The sequence below is a fragment of the Pedobacter anseongensis genome (genome assembly GCF_037482965.1).
Lineage (GTDB): Bacteria > Bacteroidota > Bacteroidia > Sphingobacteriales > Sphingobacteriaceae > Pedobacter > Pedobacter anseongensis.
In genome coordinates this window covers 100,401-115,011 of sequence record NZ_JBBHKB010000005.1, presented here as the reverse complement: position 1 = coordinate 115,011, position 14,611 = coordinate 100,401, and the positions used below count along the sequence as shown (strand labels likewise).

18 protein-coding genes are annotated in these 14,611 nt (G+C 36.6%); 16 read left to right on the top strand and 2 right to left on the bottom strand.

The annotated features are described in order from the left end of the window. The first annotated feature begins 74 nt into the window (after positions 1–74). The 10 genes from hisG to WG904_RS17360 all read left to right on the top strand — a co-directional run bounded on the left by hisG (position 75) and on the right by WG904_RS17360 (position 8,945). Complete coding sequence (gene hisG / locus WG904_RS17405) at positions 75–926, top strand: ATP phosphoribosyltransferase (RefSeq protein WP_339580621.1); 852 nt, start codon at positions 75–77, stop codon at positions 924–926. A gap of 69 nt (positions 927–995) precedes the next feature. After that, positions 996–2,285, top strand: coding sequence for a histidinol dehydrogenase (gene hisD / locus WG904_RS17400; RefSeq protein ID WP_339580620.1), 1,290 nt, complete (start codon positions 996–998; stop codon positions 2,283–2,285). Between the two features lie 63 nt (positions 2,286–2,348). Further along, positions 2,349–3,389 (top strand): histidinol-phosphate transaminase, encoded by a 1,041-nt coding sequence (gene hisC, locus WG904_RS17395; RefSeq protein ID WP_339580619.1) that lies wholly within the window; start codon positions 2,349–2,351, stop codon positions 3,387–3,389. Beyond that, positions 3,389–4,522 (top strand): bifunctional histidinol-phosphatase/imidazoleglycerol-phosphate dehydratase HisB, encoded by a 1,134-nt coding sequence (gene hisB, locus WG904_RS17390; RefSeq protein WP_339580618.1) that lies wholly within the window; start codon positions 3,389–3,391, stop codon positions 4,520–4,522. The genes hisC and hisB overlap by 1 nt, the downstream gene beginning before the upstream one ends. A gap of 110 nt (positions 4,523–4,632) precedes the next feature. Next, entirely contained in the window at positions 4,633–5,226 is a 594-nt protein-coding gene (hisH, locus tag WG904_RS17385; RefSeq protein ID WP_339580617.1) for an imidazole glycerol phosphate synthase subunit HisH, read from the top strand. Between the two features lies 1 nt (position 5,227). Continuing rightward, the gene (gene hisA / locus WG904_RS17380; RefSeq protein ID WP_339580616.1) at positions 5,228–5,977 is read left to right on the top strand and encodes a 1-(5-phosphoribosyl)-5-[(5-phosphoribosylamino)methylideneamino]imidazole-4-carboxamide isomerase; all 750 of its coding nucleotides are present in this window, start codon (positions 5,228–5,230) and stop codon (positions 5,975–5,977) included. A gap of 1 nt (position 5,978) precedes the next feature. Continuing rightward, on the top strand, positions 5,979–6,734 hold the full coding sequence (gene hisF, locus WG904_RS17375; protein WP_339580615.1) for an imidazole glycerol phosphate synthase subunit HisF: 756 nt from the start codon (positions 5,979–5,981) through the stop codon (positions 6,732–6,734). A gap of 12 nt (positions 6,735–6,746) precedes the next feature. After that, positions 6,747–7,334 carry a bifunctional phosphoribosyl-AMP cyclohydrolase/phosphoribosyl-ATP diphosphatase HisIE gene (gene hisIE / locus WG904_RS17370; RefSeq protein WP_339580614.1) on the top strand — a complete coding sequence of 196 codons (588 nt, stop codon included), beginning with the start codon at positions 6,747–6,749 and terminating at the stop codon, positions 7,332–7,334. 37 nt (positions 7,335–7,371) lie between these two features. After that, positions 7,372–8,268 (top strand): WD40 repeat domain-containing protein, encoded by an 897-nt coding sequence (locus WG904_RS17365; RefSeq protein WP_339580613.1) that lies wholly within the window; start codon positions 7,372–7,374, stop codon positions 8,266–8,268. Between the two features lie 23 nt (positions 8,269–8,291). Beyond that, complete coding sequence (locus WG904_RS17360) at positions 8,292–8,945, top strand: YceH family protein (protein WP_339580612.1); 654 nt, start codon at positions 8,292–8,294, stop codon at positions 8,943–8,945. Between the two features lies 1 nt (position 8,946). Here WG904_RS17360 and WG904_RS17355 read toward each other — a convergent pair whose 3' ends face one another. After that, the gene (locus tag WG904_RS17355) at positions 8,947–9,726 is read right to left on the bottom strand and encodes a C40 family peptidase (RefSeq protein ID WP_339580611.1); all 780 of its coding nucleotides are present in this window, start codon (positions 9,724–9,726) and stop codon (positions 8,947–8,949) included. An 89-nt stretch (positions 9,727–9,815) separates the two neighbouring features. Here WG904_RS17355 and WG904_RS17350 point away from each other — a divergent pair, with 89 nt between their 5' ends. Continuing rightward, positions 9,816–10,259: a universal stress protein gene (locus WG904_RS17350; protein ID WP_339580610.1), complete on the top strand. Its 444-nt coding sequence runs from the start codon at positions 9,816–9,818 to the stop codon at positions 10,257–10,259. 19 nt (positions 10,260–10,278) lie between these two features. Here WG904_RS17350 and WG904_RS17345 read toward each other — a convergent pair whose 3' ends face one another. Next, positions 10,279–10,629 carry a 4Fe-4S dicluster domain-containing protein gene (locus WG904_RS17345; RefSeq protein ID WP_339580609.1) on the bottom strand — a complete coding sequence of 117 codons (351 nt, stop codon included), beginning with the start codon at positions 10,627–10,629 and terminating at the stop codon, positions 10,279–10,281. A gap of 77 nt (positions 10,630–10,706) precedes the next feature. Here WG904_RS17345 and WG904_RS17340 point away from each other — a divergent pair, with 77 nt between their 5' ends. From WG904_RS17340 to dnaJ, 5 genes are all read left to right on the top strand, one after another. Next, positions 10,707–11,729 (top strand): acyl-CoA reductase, encoded by a 1,023-nt coding sequence (locus tag WG904_RS17340; RefSeq protein ID WP_339580608.1) that lies wholly within the window; start codon positions 10,707–10,709, stop codon positions 11,727–11,729. A gap of 109 nt (positions 11,730–11,838) precedes the next feature. Beyond that, positions 11,839–12,042: a fructose-6-phosphate aldolase gene (locus WG904_RS17335; protein ID WP_339580607.1), complete on the top strand. Its 204-nt coding sequence runs from the start codon at positions 11,839–11,841 to the stop codon at positions 12,040–12,042. 3 nt (positions 12,043–12,045) lie between these two features. After that, entirely contained in the window at positions 12,046–12,729 is a 684-nt protein-coding gene (locus WG904_RS17330; RefSeq protein ID WP_339580606.1) for a cell division ATP-binding protein FtsE, read from the top strand. 129 nt (positions 12,730–12,858) lie between these two features. After that, positions 12,859–13,425 carry a nucleotide exchange factor GrpE gene (locus WG904_RS17325; protein WP_431844437.1) on the top strand — a complete coding sequence of 189 codons (567 nt, stop codon included), beginning with the start codon at positions 12,859–12,861 and terminating at the stop codon, positions 13,423–13,425. A gap of 4 nt (positions 13,426–13,429) precedes the next feature. Further along, a complete protein-coding gene (gene dnaJ, locus WG904_RS17320) occupies positions 13,430–14,596 on the top strand; it encodes a molecular chaperone DnaJ (protein ID WP_339580604.1) in 1,167 nt (388 codons plus the stop codon). Positions 14,597–14,611 lie beyond the last annotated feature (15 nt).

Sequence of the window (14,611 nt, the reverse complement as noted above, 5' to 3'; positions counted from 1 at the left end):
TAGATAGATAATGTTTTGTACGCAAAACGATTTTTAAAACAGACTCAATATTCTTATTCCTAATTTTATAACAAGTGAAAACACTTAAAATCGCTATCCAGAAATCGGGTAGGTTAAACGAAAAATCAGTAGAAATTCTAAAAAATTGTGGCTTATCATTCGAGAACTACAAAAGCTCATTAATATCAACGGTTACTAATTTCCCCTTAGAAATCCTATTCCTGAGAGACGATGATATTCCAGAATATGTTCAAGATGGCATTGCCGATTTAGGTATAGTCGGCGAAAATGTAATCATCGAAGCGGGCGCCGACGTGTCGTATTTGCAGCCTTTAGGATTTGGAAAATGCACCCTAAAAATTGCGGTTCAAACTAACAGTACAATTACCAAATTAGCTGAATTAAATGGCAAAGCAATTGCTACTTCCTACCCTGTAATTTTACAAAAATATTTATCCGAAAACAATGTTGATGCACAGATTAGAAATATCTCTGGCTCGGTAGAAATTGGCCCAGGTTTAGGGTTAAGTGATGCTATTTTCGACATCGTTTCTACAGGTGGAACCCTAAAAAGTAATGGCCTAAAACCATTTAAAAATGTGATGGATTCGGAGGCTGTGTTAATCTGCAGCAAAGGCATGGAAAGCAATCCGGAAATCTTAGAATTGATGCAAAGGATACAATCTGTACTTCGCGCTAAAGCCACCAAATATGTTGTACTTAATGTAGAAAAAAGCAAGCTTCAAGCAGTGGTCGATTTATTACCAGGCGTAAAAAGTCCTACCATAGTACCTTTGTTTGAAGAGGGTTGGGTAGCCGTTCATTCGGTTATTGCAGAGCAAGATTTCTGGGAAAAAATAAACAGTCTAAAAGCAGCTGGTGCACAAGGTATTGTAGTAATGCCAATTGAAAAAATCATCACTTAATTTAACTGAAAGCGCCAATAAATCATTAAAATATACATTAACTAATAGTTAAATCAAAAACATAATAAATTGAAAATCTATAATTTAAAAGATTTAAGTAAAGAAAAAATTAACCTCTTGTGTTCACGCAAAGCGGAAGATGATAGTTTGATTTTTTCGAGGGTAGAAACCATCCTTTTTAAGGTAAAAAGTGAAGGCGATTCTGCACTTCTCTCCTACGCAGCACAATTTGATAATGTTAAATTAACCTCTTTATTTATTGGTCATGAACAGTTGGTAGAGTTGGCCAATCAAATTCCAAAAGAAGTAAAAAGTGCCATTGATATTGCCTATCAAAATATTTACAAATTTCACGAAGCACAATTAAGAACCGAAGCAAAAATAGAGACCATGGCAGGTGTAACTTGTTGGCGAGAAGCAAGGGCAATCGAAAAAGTTGGGTTATATATTCCTGGCGGAACGGCAGTTTTACCAAGCACTTTTTTGATGCTTGGCATTCCTGCAAAAATTGCCGGATGTAAAGAAATTATTGTCTGTTCTCCTCCACAAGGTGATGGTAAAATAAACTGCTATATTGCGTATGTCGCTACCTTGCTGAACATCAAAAAAATTTACCTTACCGGTGGCGCGCAAGCCGTGGGCGCGATGGCTTATGGAACCGAAAGCATTCCAAAAGTAGATAAGATATTTGGCCCCGGAAACCGCTATGTTACCGAAGCAAAAAAGCAAGTTCAAAATACCGTTGCGATCGACATGCCCGCCGGCCCTTCAGAGGTTTTAATTATCGCCGACCAAACCGCTAACCCAGCTTTTGTAGCTGCCGATCTGTTGGCACAAGCCGAGCATGGATCCGATAGCCAAGCTATACTTGTAAGTAATGATAAAAAAATAATTTCGGAAACTTTAAAGGAAATTGAACAACAGTTAAACAAATTACCTCGTAAAGAAATTGCATCAAAAGCAATCGATAATTCTTATGTGGTTTTTGCAGAATCCTTATCAGAAGCAATGGATTTTAGTAATCGTTACGCACCTGAACATTTAATTTTAGCTACCGACAATTTCGAGCCTTTAATTTCTACTATAATTAATGCTGGATCTGTGTTTCTAGGGAATTTAACTCCAGAAAGTGTTGGCGATTATGCCTCTGGCACCAATCATACCCTACCAACAAGTGGTTTTGCGAAAGCTTTTTCAGGCGTATCGGTAGATACATTTTTAAAGAAGATTACTTTTCAATATTTATCAGCTACTGGCTTAAAAAACATTGGCCCTACGGTTGAGGTACTGGCTAGTGCGGAAGGGTTAGAAGCGCATAGAAATGCAGTTAGCATAAGAATTAGGAAATTAGCTGATTAGTGAATTTGACAATGGGGTACACCCCCAAAAAAACCAAACATCGAAAAAACCAAAAAACCAGCAATGGACATTAAAGCCTTACAACGAGAAAACATAAAAACATTAAAGCCCTACTCTACCGCAAGAGATGAGTTTAAAGGGCAAGCGAGCGTTTTTTTAGATGCAAACGAGAATAATTTCGGTTCGCCACTTCCCGCCAATTACAACCGTTATCCCGACCCGCTACAATTAGACTTGAAGGATGCGATTAGCAAAATTAAAGGTGTACCCATCGAAAACACCTTCTTAGGCAATGGAAGCGATGAGGCGATCGACCTCCTGTTTCGGGCATTCTGTAATCCGGGCAAAGACAATGTAATTATCTTACCTCCCACCTATGGAATGTACGAAGTTTCAGCAAACATTAATGATATCGAAATTAGAAAGGTAGATTTACTACCTAATTTTCAATTGGATTTAGAAAAAATTGCCGAAACTATTGATGCACATACCAAAATGATTTTCATTTGTTCGCCAAACAACCCTACAGGCAATTCAATTAACAGAACAGATATAGAAACTATATTAGCCAACTTTAAAGGCCTGGTAGTGATCGATGAGGCCTATATCAATTTCGCTAAACAAAAGACATTTATTCAGGAGTTAACTGAATATGCAAATTTGGTGGTGCTTCAAACCTTCTCAAAGGCTTGGGGATTAGCTGCACTCCGTTTAGGTATGGCTTTCTCGTCTGTTCCCGTAATTGATATACTAAATAAGGTAAAGCCTCCTTATAACATTAATCAAGCCACACAAGATTTGGCTTTAGCTGCCTTGGCAAACATTAAACAAGTAAATGAATGGATTAAAACAATTGTTACTGAAAGAGAACGATTAAGCAATAAATTGGCAAATCTCGCCATAGTTAAAAAAGTTTACCCATCAGATGCTAATTTTATATTAGTAGAAGTAAGCGATGCTTTGGGCACATATAATACTTTAGTAGAGAAGGGCATTATCGTTCGAGATCGTTCAAAAGTTGCACTTTGTGAGGGATGTTTACGTATAACGATAGGTACTATCGAAGAAAATAACCAATTGATAACTATTTTAAACCAACTATAATGAAGACCGTTCTTTTTATAGATCGAGATGGCACCTTAAACATCGAACCCGATGATGAACAAGTAGATAGTTTTGCTAAGCTTACATTTTATCCACGATCGCTGTATTATCTTTCTAAAATAGCGAAAGAACTCGATTTCGAGTTGGTAATGGTAACGAATCAAGATGGTTTAGGAACAGCAGCTAACCCCGAAGAAAATTTTTGGCCCGTTCACAATTTCATGGTTGATACTTTTGCCAATGAAGGGGTTATATTTAGCGAAATTGTGATTGATCGAACCTTTGCGAAAGATAATGCCCCTACACGCAAACCAAACACAGGTTTATTAACCAAATACCTTGGCGAAGGATATGATCTTGCTAATTCTTTTGTAATTGGCGATCGGTTAAACGATGTGCTTTTAGCGAAAAATTTAGGCGCAAAGGCAATTTTCTTACGCCAGAACGATGCTTTAGGCGCTAACGAAGGTATGGGCAAAGTTGAAGCCTTAGCCGATGTAATCGCTCTAGAAACCAGAAATTGGGAAGATATTTATACGTTTTTACGTGCTGGGGCACGACAAGTATATCACCAACGTAAAACAAACGAAACGGATATTACGATTAATCTCGATTTAGATGGAACTGGCCAGGCAACTATAAAAACAGGTATAAACTTCTTCGATCATATGTTAGATCAAATTGCCAGACATGGAAGCATGAATTTAAACCTATTGGCAAATGGAGATTTACATATTGATGAACATCATACCATTGAAGATACAGGAATTGCCTTAGGAGAAACCTTTGCAAAGGCTTTAGGTAACAAATTAGGTATCGAAAGATATGGTTTTTGTTTACCAATGGACGATTGTTTGGCACAAGTTGCCATAGATTTTGGAGGTCGAAATTGGATCGTTTGGGAAGCTGAATTTAAGCGCGAAAAAGTGGGCGATATGCCAACAGAAATGTTTTATCACTTCTTTAAATCGTTTAGCGATGCCGCCAAGTGCAACCTTAACATCAAAGCAGAAGGGGAAAATGAACATCATAAAATAGAAGCTATTTTCAAAGCATTTGCAAAAGCAATCAAAATGGCGGTTAAACGAGACGCCGAAAAATTAGTTTTACCGAGTACAAAAGGGGTTTTATAAGAGGTTGAAATGTTTAAGGTTGGAATGTTCTGGATGTTTAGGGAACACCGGTTATGAATCCAAAACGTTACAGCTTTTCAACATTAAACCATGCGACTAAAAAAGAAATTATGATAGGAATCATCAATTACGGTGCTGGAAATATTTTTTCGTTAACTGCGGCTTTAGAAAGGCAAAACATTAGCTTTGGAATGGTAAATACTGAGGCTGATTTGGAATTATATAGTCATATTATTATTCCAGGAGTTGGCCATGCCGGTGCAGCGATGCAAAAACTACGAGAAACGGGCTTGGTAAATGCTATAAAAGCTTTAAAAAAACCGGTTTTGGGGATTTGCGTGGGCATGCAATTGCTAACCGAACATTCTGAAGAGGGAAATGCCAATCTTTTAACTATTTTTCCACTAAAAACCAAGCTCTTCAAAAAGGATTTATCCATTAAAATTCCTCATATAGGATGGAATACGATCGATTTTAAAAACAATTCATTGTTTGAGGGTGTTGCTCAAGGAACACAATTTTACTTTGTGCATTCTTATTTTATTGAATATAACCCTATTTTTGATATTGCAGCTGTTAATTATGGAAACAGGTTTTCTGCTGCCATACAAAAAGATAACTTCTATGGCGTTCAGTTTCACCCAGAGAAATCTGGCGAAGCGGGAGAGCGTTTATTGAAAAATTTTTCAAACCTAAGTTTATAAAATGTACATAATTCCTGCAATTGATATTTTAGATGGTAAAGTAGTTCGTTTACGTGAGGGCGACTATAACCAAAAAACTGAATATGATGTGTCGATCGAAGAAATGATCGAACGCTACCAATCTAACGGTACTGATTTTATTCACATTATTGATTTGAACGGCGCAAAAGGAGATTTTAGTAACCAAAAAACGTTGTTCAGTATTATCAAAAAAACGGAGATGCGCGTGCAATATGGCGGTGGCATTAGAACAATTGAACAAGTCACAAATTTACTTGATTCGGGCATTCACCGGGTGATTGTAGGCACTCAAGCCATTAGCAATCCTGATTTTTTGCCTTCCTTGAGTAAGGCTTTTGTAAAAAAAGACGATTATGCCAATAGAATTGTAATTGCAATCGACGTCCTTGATGAGGTTATTAAATATTCGGGCTGGATGGAAAGTTCGCCAATTAAATTAATGGATTATGTAGACCGCTGTTTGCAATTGGGTTTTTTCCGCTTTTTATGTACGGATATTAACAAAGATGGCAAGCTAGAAGGCGCTGCAATTGATCTTTATAAAAAATTATTAGATCATTCTCCTTTTATTAAACTTATTGCTTCTGGAGGGGTAAGCTCAATGAAAGATATTAAGGATCTTGCTAAACTAGATATTAGAAGTGTTGTTGTGGGCAAAGCTATTTATGAAAATTTAATATCTATCGAAGAGATTAAAGAGTGGAATTTAAAGGCAATGACCAGCCTATAGTATGCTTTCTAAACGAATAATACCTTGTCTTGATGTAAAAGACGGACGTACCGTAAAAGGTGTAAACTTTGTCGATTTGCGTGATGCAGGTGATCCGGTTGAACTAGCTGCCCAATATGCTGCGCAAGGTGCTGATGAACTTGTTTTTTTAGACATCACTGCCACACACGAGCGACGTAAAACGATGATTGAAATGGTTAAAGCGGTTGCTCGCCAGTTAAATATCCCCTTTACTATCGGCGGCGGCATAACTGAAATCGCTGATGCTGATGCCTTATTAAGTGCGGGTGCAGATAAAATCAGTATTAACTCGGCAGCAGTAAAAAACCCACAACTCATTGAAGATTTAGCCAAAACATTTGGAGTTCAGTTTGTAGTTTTAGCTGTTGATACCAAGTACATTAATGGAAAAAATATCGTACACCTAAATGGCGGAAGGCTAATAACCGAATTGGAAACTGAAAGTTGGATTAAAAAAGCAGAAAATTTAGGTGCGGGCGAAATCTTATTAACTTCGATGGATCATGATGGTACCAAACAGGGCTTCGACTGTAATTTATTAGCCAAAATCAATAAAATAATCAATATCCCTCTCATCGCATCAGGCGGAGCGGGAAAAATAGAACACTTTACCGATATTTTTCAAACTGCTGGAGTAGATGCAGCCTTGGCGGCTTCGGTTTTTCATTACGGAGAGATTTTGATACCTGAGTTGAAACAAGAGTTGAGAAGGAATGGAATTCCGGTAAGAATGTAAGATAAAAATAAAATGAAGATAGATTTTGATAAAAGTGATGGTTTAGTTCCTGTTGTAGTACAAGACAGCCAAACCTTAGAGGTTTTGATGTTAGGTTATATGAATGCCGAAGCATTCGAAAAAACTCAAAAAGAAGGGAAAGTTACTTTCTTTTCACGGTCAAAAAATCGCTTGTGGACAAAAGGTGAAGAAAGTGGCAATTTTTTGTCGGTTAATTCCATTCATATCGATTGCGATAAAGACACGGTTTTAATTAAAGCAAATCCTGTCGGACCTACCTGTCACACCGGTAGTAGGAGTTGTTTTAATACCGATTTTAATCAGAATTTCTTATTTGAGCTGGAGAAAATCATCACCAACAGATACGAAAATCCTATTGAAGGCTCATATATTAATAAGATGCGCAATAAGGGGCTTAATAAAATTGCCCAAAAAGTTGGTGAAGAAGGCGTTGAGACTGTGATTGCTGCACTGGCCGAAACACAAGAAGATTTGATTGGTGAAGCTGCAGACTTAGTCTTCCATTTGCTATTTTTACTCAAAGAAAAAGGGCTTTCTATCAAGGATATCGCTACTAAACTGGAAAGTAGACACAAATAGATTTGAGACATCCACAACCTCAATACGTTATAGCAAAATGTTAACCCACATAAAAACCCTTTCTGGTCACCAAAACCCCGTTTATGCCTTAGCCAATTCGGATGAAGAAGGATTATTTTTCAGCGCAGGAAATGATAAAGGTGTAGTCGAATGGTCACTCCATGACATGGCTTTCGTGAAAGTTAAAATGCCTGTCCAAACTTCTGTTTATTGCTTAGCGACTTATCAAAATCTTCTTTTTGTAGGTGAAAGAAGCGGCAGTTTTAGTGTTTATGATTTAAAGAAACAAAAAATAATTATCCACATTGCTGCACACTCGAAACCTATTTTTGACATTAAAATAATTAAGTCTAAGAATGAATTTTTAACCACAGGTGAAGATGGAACAGTTGCGGTTTGGTCGTTGGTAGACTTTAAAGAAATATACCGGTTCCAAGTAGCTTACGATACGGTTAGGGCGATTGCAATTTCTCCGGACGAAACAACTGTTGCTTTTGGATGTAAAGATCATCTTATTCGCATCTATAATTTGGCAGATTATAGTTTAACGCAATCATTAGAAGGACATACCTTTCCGGTAACTTCGTTGGCTTATCATCCAAATGGAAAATATCTACTCTCTGGCAGCAGGGATGCCCAGTTAAAAATATGGAATCTGCCAACTTATGAATTCAGGCAAACCATACCTGCACATTTATTTACCATATACAGTATTCTTTTTCACCCCTCTCTGCCCTATTTTGCAACAAGCAGTCAAGATAAAAGCATTAAACTTTGGGATGCTGAAAATTTTAAATTATATAAAATTCTAAGCTTGGAGAAAACTGGTATCGGGCACACGCACTCCATTAATAAAATGGTATGGTCTGCTAATGGAAAATATTTGATTTCTACTGGCGATGATCGGAAAGTGATGATTTGGGCATTAGATTAAGATAATTCCATTATATTTAGCCCATGGACACACCAAAACCCTTACCAATCTTAGATGCAGCGCAACTTAGAGTTTTAGGCGCATTAATGGAGAAATGTAAAACCACTCCAGATTATTACCCTATGACCTTAAATGGCTTAGCTGCAGCCTGCAACCAAAAAACATCTCGAAAACCTGTTGTAAACTACGATGAATCGACGATTATGTCGGCCTTAAATTCATTAAAAATCGCTGGATTAATTTCTACTGCAACGGGTGGGTCTATCCGAGCTACCAAATACAAACATAATTTTGCCATTGTATTTCCAGTTATTCCTGCAGAGGTAGCCATTATGTGTTTGTTATTTTTACGTGGGCCGCAAACCCCAGGCGAAATAAATACCAATTCGGGTAGATTATACGAATTTGAAACGCTAGAAGAAGTACAGCAAACGCTAGAAAAATTAGCGAACGAATCTCCTGCTTATGTAAAGCAACTCCCTCGTAAACCCGGGCAAAAAGAAGTGCGTTACATGCATTTATTTGCAGGTGATAATGAAGCATTTGAAGAAGACTACTTAGCCGACCCTTCATCAAAAGCAAATAATGAACTCGAAGAACGTTTAACGAAAGTGGAAGAGGAACTTACCGAATTAAAAGCAAACTTCGATAAATTGATGAAAGAGTTGATGGGTTAACTTATAAAAACCGTTTTATTATCCTCAATTTATGGGTATAACGTCCTAATTCTACACTATAAATGCCCTGACCATCAATGGGATCAATGTGAACCTTACCTGCAGAGTGAATAATTTCGTGATTGTTTAGCATCAATCCAACATGTGTAATTTTCCCTTCTTCATTATCAAAAAATGCCAGATCTCCTAAAATGGCGGCTTCTAAGAAATCAACTGTCTCACCTTGTTCTGCTTGTTGTGAAGCATCTCGCCGAAGTTGAATTCCATTTAGCTTATACACCGTTTGTACAAATCCAGAGCAATCGATACCAAAAAGTGTCCTTCCACCCCATAAATAGGATGTATTTTCAAAAAATTTTGCTGCTTTTTCAACATTTTCTTTGAAATTTTCTTTATTTGGAATAAAAGGTGTAGAAACTACTTCGAATTTTTCATCACCAACAGAACAAAAGCCATCTTTAAAATTTGGCAAAGTGCTTCCTGGAGTTAGATAATACTTTGTTCCATTACTTGCGATTAGGGTGTTATCTAATTGTAATGGAGTTAAATTCACATAGGATTGCTCATCAAAAAATTGGGTCTCAGTAATTAATTTAAGTTGCTTATAATCCATCCAACCCTCATAATCATCATGCAACGTAATTACTTTACACCATTTTTCTTTATTCTCTAAAAGTTTAACACGTTCACCAAATAAAAGTTGAGAAACTATTTCGCTTCGATCTGAAGGGTCTTTTCTTAACGGTGCTACAGCAACCCTACATAAATGATAAATATCCATAGTCAAAAATAACGATTAACCGCTATAACTAAACATTTGTGCTTAAAATTTGTTATTTTTATTAAGTATTTACTTAACCACTCAGTTTCATGAACTTTAAAAAAATTTTAATTGCGGTAGATAACAGTATCTGCGCCGAAAAAGCAGCTAAGGTAGGTTTTGAAATGGCTTCGAAATTTAATGCCGAAGTGGCATTGATTAATATTATTGAACCTACTCCTGCAACTGTTAATCCAGATTTTACGTTAGCTCCCGTTTTTTTAGAAGCCTATGATAATAGTGAAGAAAACAGCCATTTATTATTAAAAGAGATTGAAAATAAATATGGTAATGGGATTCATACAACGTATTTGTCCATAATTGACACTGCTAGTCACGGTATCGTACATCAAGCCGAAGAATGGGAAGCAGGCTTAATTGTTATCGGAACACATGGAAGGGGTGGCCTATATCATTTTTTAATGGGCAGTGTTGCAGAACACGTCGCTAGAAAATCGGCTTGTCCAGTTCTAATTGTACCAAATAAAGATTAATTAAATACTTGAGTCTAGGCTACCCTTCTTGATGTAACCAAGCTTTTTTAGCTAATAATTCTTCTTCAGTTTCACGAACATCTTCATCATCAATACAACAATCTACCGGACAAACCGCAGCACACTGTGGTTCGTCGTGAAAACCTTTACATTCAGTACATTTATCTGAAACAATATAATAAACCTCATCAGAAACTGCATCTTGAGCAGCACCTGCATCTATTTGTGCTCCTCCAAAATCGATGATACCATCTAAATTTGTACCATCAGAAAATCTCCAAGCAGTACCTGCGTCATATATTGCATTATTTGGGCATTCTGGTTCGCATGCTCCACAATTAATACACTCGTCTGTTATTTTAATTGCCATGTGTTCGTCTATATCTATTGCTAAGTTTAACTTTGCACTGCAAATATAACACTAAAACATTTATAATAGTTCTAAATATGTCATCACTTACTCCTAATAAGTTAATAAATGCCTTAAAAAGGCTAGGTAAATTATTGACCACACCGAGCCAAGATCTAACTGCTATTATAGAAGTTGCTCAGCATCATAATGCTTGGTTTACGCCAGAAGAGGTTAAAAAATCACTATTGTCTTTTGGAGAAATGTTAAACCACGAAGATTTAACTCATTGGTTTAGCAAGATTACGATGACTAACTCGCCAAAAAGAATTGGGTTAATTCTGGCTGGAAACATTCCTTTAGTCGGTTTTCACGATGTAATCTGTGTGTTGGCCACTGGCAATATTGCTATGATTAAAATGTCATCATCAGACGATAAACTGTTACCCGCTGTAATAAAACAATTGATAACTATTGAACCCTCAATAACCGATTATATTGAGTATGTAGAACGATTAAAAGAATTCGATGCCATTATTGCCACTGGAAGCAATAATTCTTCACGATATTTCGATTATTATTTCGGAAAAGTACCCAATATCATTCGAAAAAATAGAAATAGTATTGCAGTATTAGGTGGTGATGAAACGGCGATTGAAATTGAAAACCTCGGACATGATATCTTCGATTATTTTGGCCTAGGTTGTAGAAACGTTTCTAAAATCTACGTTCCTAAGGGTTATGAGATGAAGAATTTTTTCGAGCCTTTAGAAAAATATCGACCTATTATCAATCATTTCAAATACAATAACAATTATGATTATAATAAATCGATTTATTTGGTTAATGCTGTTAATCATTTAGATAATGGTTTCTTATTGGTTAAGGAAGATGCATTATTCACCTCTCCTTTAGCGGTATTGTTCTATGAAGAATACCAATTGATTGCAGAAGTGGAGGAGTTAATTGAAAAAGAGAGCGAAAACATCCAATGTATCGTTTCCAAGCTCGATTTAAAGCTAAAAAAGGGTAAAATAAGTTTTGGTCAAAGCCAACACCCCAAGCTTTGGGATTATGCTGACGATGTAAATACGATTGCTTTTTTAATGAGTATTGAGTAGTAAGAATTGCTTGCTTACCAGTTCAGTTGACTAACATTAAGCCATTAAGAAACGTAAAGGACTGTTATTTATGTTAAAATATCACCTAGAAATGCTATTTTTGAACCTAATGTATATCATAAAAGTTAAAGGCATTGCCAAAATACCCGATTATGTTCAGCTAAGGGATGAAAAATTTACATTATTAGCTTATTTTAGGGTAGATCGCCCTGATAAATCTTTAGAAAAATTAGGTTTTGGTGATAAACAAGACTATATTATGAATTTCATAAATGATTTGCCTTTTGGGCAAATTGCTAAAATTGATCTTTAAAACATGGCAGAACACTCAGTAATAAACTTGCAAAAAGTAGATGTTTTTCAGCAAAAGCATCTTGTTTTATCAAATGTAAATTTGAATATCTTAAAGGGAGAGTTTGTTTTCCTAATTGGGCAAACTGGATCGGGAAAAAGTAGCTTGCTTAAAATTATTTATGGCGATTTACACATTGGGAATGGAAATGGGCAAGTTGCTGGTTTTGACCTTAAAAACTTAACAGACAAAGAAATCCCTTATTTAAGACGTAAATTGGGGATTGTTTTTCAAGATTTTCAGCTATTGAGCGATAGAACTATTGAAAAAAACTTAGAATTTGTATTAAAAGCTACTGGTTGGACGGATCAAAATTTGATTAATGAGCGAATTAAAGACGTTTTAGATAAAGTAGGGTTACGTTCGAAGATTAAAAAAATGCCACACGAAATTTCAGGGGGTGAGCAGCAACGCGTTGTAATTGCAAGAGCGCTTTTAAATAATCCTGAGATAATCTTGGCTGATGAGCCTACCGGAAACTTAGATCCTGAAACCTCAGAAGAAATTGTTTTATTACTTAAGCAAATTAGTCAAAACGGAACAGCAGTTTTAATGGCTACACACGATTATCATATCATCAGAACCTTCCCTTCTCGAATCATCAAATGTGAAGGTGGTGTAATGCACGAAGATGTACAAATAGTGTAAGTCAATTCTGACAAAAAACAATAAATCAGTCAATCTGTTCAGCTTTTTCTATTCAAAACTGACAGCATGGCTGATTTTTTAGTATTGGCAAAACTTTTGAGTTTAAACAGAAAAACACGAGTATACAACATGTTTAATAAGAAGAAAAAGAGCGAAGAGCCCATTATGGATGAGCAATTAGAAGGACAAGACACAGTTGATCAACAAACTGACGAAAATAGTATAGCCGAACCCGCTATAGAATTATCGGCGGAAGAAAAATTACAGCTTGAAAACAGCACCTTAAACGATAAATATTTACGTTTATTTGCTGAATTCGATAACTATAAACGACGTACTCAAAAAGAACGTATCGAATTGTTGCAAACTGCTGGCAAAGACGTGGTGGTTTCGTTATTACCGGTTTTGGATGATTTTGATCGTGCCCTAAAGGCCACAGAAAACGCAACTGAGGTAAATGCTATTCGCGAAGGGATTATGCTTGTTCAAACGAAGTTAAAAAGCATTTTAACGCAAAAAGGATTAAAAGAAATGGAAAGTTTACATACTCCTTTTGATACCGATATACACGAAGCAATCACCAAAATACCCGCACCTACCGATGATTTAAAAGGAAAAGTAGTTGATGAACTCGAAAAAGGATATACTTTAAATGATAAAGTCATTCGTTTTGCGAAAGTAGTTGTTGGAGCATAATATAATGAGCAAAAGAGATTTTTACGACATCCTTGGCATAGCCAAAAATGCATCGGCAGAAGAGATTAAGAAAGCATACCGTAAATTAGCGATTAAATATCACCCCGATAAAAACCCAGGCGATAAAGCATCTGAAGATAAATTCAAGGAAGCTGCCGAAGCTTACGAAGTATTAAGCAGTCCAGAGAAAAAACAACGGTACGATCAATACGGTCACGCAGGTGTTGGCGGAGCAGGTGGAGGGGGAGGTTACGGCGGCGGCGGCATGAACATGGAAGATATTTTCAGTCAATTTGGCGATATCTTTGGTGGTGGCGGCGGAAGTCCTTTCGACAGTTTTTTTGGCGGTCAGCAATCTCGCAGTAGTGGAAGAAGAGTTACTAAAGGTTCAAATCTTCGTATTAAGGTAAAATTAACCTTAGAAGAAATTGCGAATGGTGCTGAGAAAAAAATTAAAGTAAATAAGCAAATTACATGTAAAACTTGTGATGGTAGTGGCGCTAAAGATAGGTCATCCGTAAGCACCTGTAACACCTGTGGAGGCAGTGGTGCCGTTCGTAGAGTTACGAATACCATTTTAGGGCAAATGCAAACTACAGCAACCTGTCCAACGTGTCACGGTAGCGGTCAGCAAATTACTGCAAAATGTACATCTTGCCATGGCGAGGGTAGCGTACGTGGCGAAGAAACCATTACGATTAATATTCCTGCGGGTGTAAGTGATGGTATGCAATTAAGCATGGCAGGCAAAGGAAATGCTGCTCCAAATGGTGGTATACCAGGAGATTTAATTATATTGATTGAGGAATTACCACACGAAACGTTAAAGCGTGAAGGCAATAACATCGTTTACGATTTACATGTAAGTATAGTCGATGCAGCTTTAGGCTATAGTGCAGAAGTACCAACGATAGATGGAAAGGCAAAAATTAAAATCGATCCGGGTACACAAAGCGGAAAATTATTACGCTTAAAAGGTAAAGGTATTCCAGAAGTGAATTCATATCACCGTGGTGATGAAATTATCCATGTAAATATATGGACACCAAAGGTATTAAATAGCGAAGAAAGAGCAATCCTAGAAAAGTTAAGAGAGTCGCCTAACTTTAAGCCGCAACCTGGTAAACATGATAAGAGTTTCTTCGATAAGATGAAAGAATACTTTGAGTAAATAAATTAAAATTTG

What these genes read in the sequence shown, in the direction of transcription:
- hisC (WP_339580619.1), top strand. Translation starts at nt 2,349, where the DNA reads ATGGACATTAAAGCCTTACAACGAGAAAACATAAAAACATTAAAGCCC.
- hisB (WP_339580618.1), top strand. Translation starts at nt 3,389, where the DNA reads ATGAAGACCGTTCTTTTTATAGATCGAGATGGCACCTTAAACATCGAA.
- hisH (WP_339580617.1), top strand. Translation starts at nt 4,633, where the DNA reads ATGATAGGAATCATCAATTACGGTGCTGGAAATATTTTTTCGTTAACT.
- hisA (WP_339580616.1), top strand. Translation starts at nt 5,228, where the DNA reads ATGTACATAATTCCTGCAATTGATATTTTAGATGGTAAAGTAGTTCGT.
- hisF (WP_339580615.1), top strand. Translation starts at nt 5,979, where the DNA reads ATGCTTTCTAAACGAATAATACCTTGTCTTGATGTAAAAGACGGACGT.
- hisIE (WP_339580614.1), top strand. Translation starts at nt 6,747, where the DNA reads ATGAAGATAGATTTTGATAAAAGTGATGGTTTAGTTCCTGTTGTAGTA.
- WG904_RS17365 (WP_339580613.1), top strand. Translation starts at nt 7,372, where the DNA reads ATGTTAACCCACATAAAAACCCTTTCTGGTCACCAAAACCCCGTTTAT.
- WG904_RS17360 (WP_339580612.1), top strand. Translation starts at nt 8,292, where the DNA reads ATGGACACACCAAAACCCTTACCAATCTTAGATGCAGCGCAACTTAGA.
- WG904_RS17355 (WP_339580611.1), bottom strand. Translation starts at nt 9,726, where the DNA reads ATGGATATTTATCATTTATGTAGGGTTGCTGTAGCACCGTTAAGAAAA.
- WG904_RS17350 (WP_339580610.1), top strand. Translation starts at nt 9,816, where the DNA reads ATGAACTTTAAAAAAATTTTAATTGCGGTAGATAACAGTATCTGCGCC.
- WG904_RS17345 (WP_339580609.1), bottom strand. Translation starts at nt 10,629, where the DNA reads ATGGCAATTAAAATAACAGACGAGTGTATTAATTGTGGAGCATGCGAA.
- WG904_RS17340 (WP_339580608.1), top strand. Translation starts at nt 10,707, where the DNA reads ATGTCATCACTTACTCCTAATAAGTTAATAAATGCCTTAAAAAGGCTA.
- WG904_RS17335 (WP_339580607.1), top strand. Translation starts at nt 11,839, where the DNA reads ATGTATATCATAAAAGTTAAAGGCATTGCCAAAATACCCGATTATGTT.
- WG904_RS17330 (WP_339580606.1), top strand. Translation starts at nt 12,046, where the DNA reads ATGGCAGAACACTCAGTAATAAACTTGCAAAAAGTAGATGTTTTTCAG.
- WG904_RS17325 (WP_431844437.1), top strand. Translation starts at nt 12,859, where the DNA reads ATGTTTAATAAGAAGAAAAAGAGCGAAGAGCCCATTATGGATGAGCAA.
- dnaJ (WP_339580604.1), top strand. Translation starts at nt 13,430, where the DNA reads ATGAGCAAAAGAGATTTTTACGACATCCTTGGCATAGCCAAAAATGCA.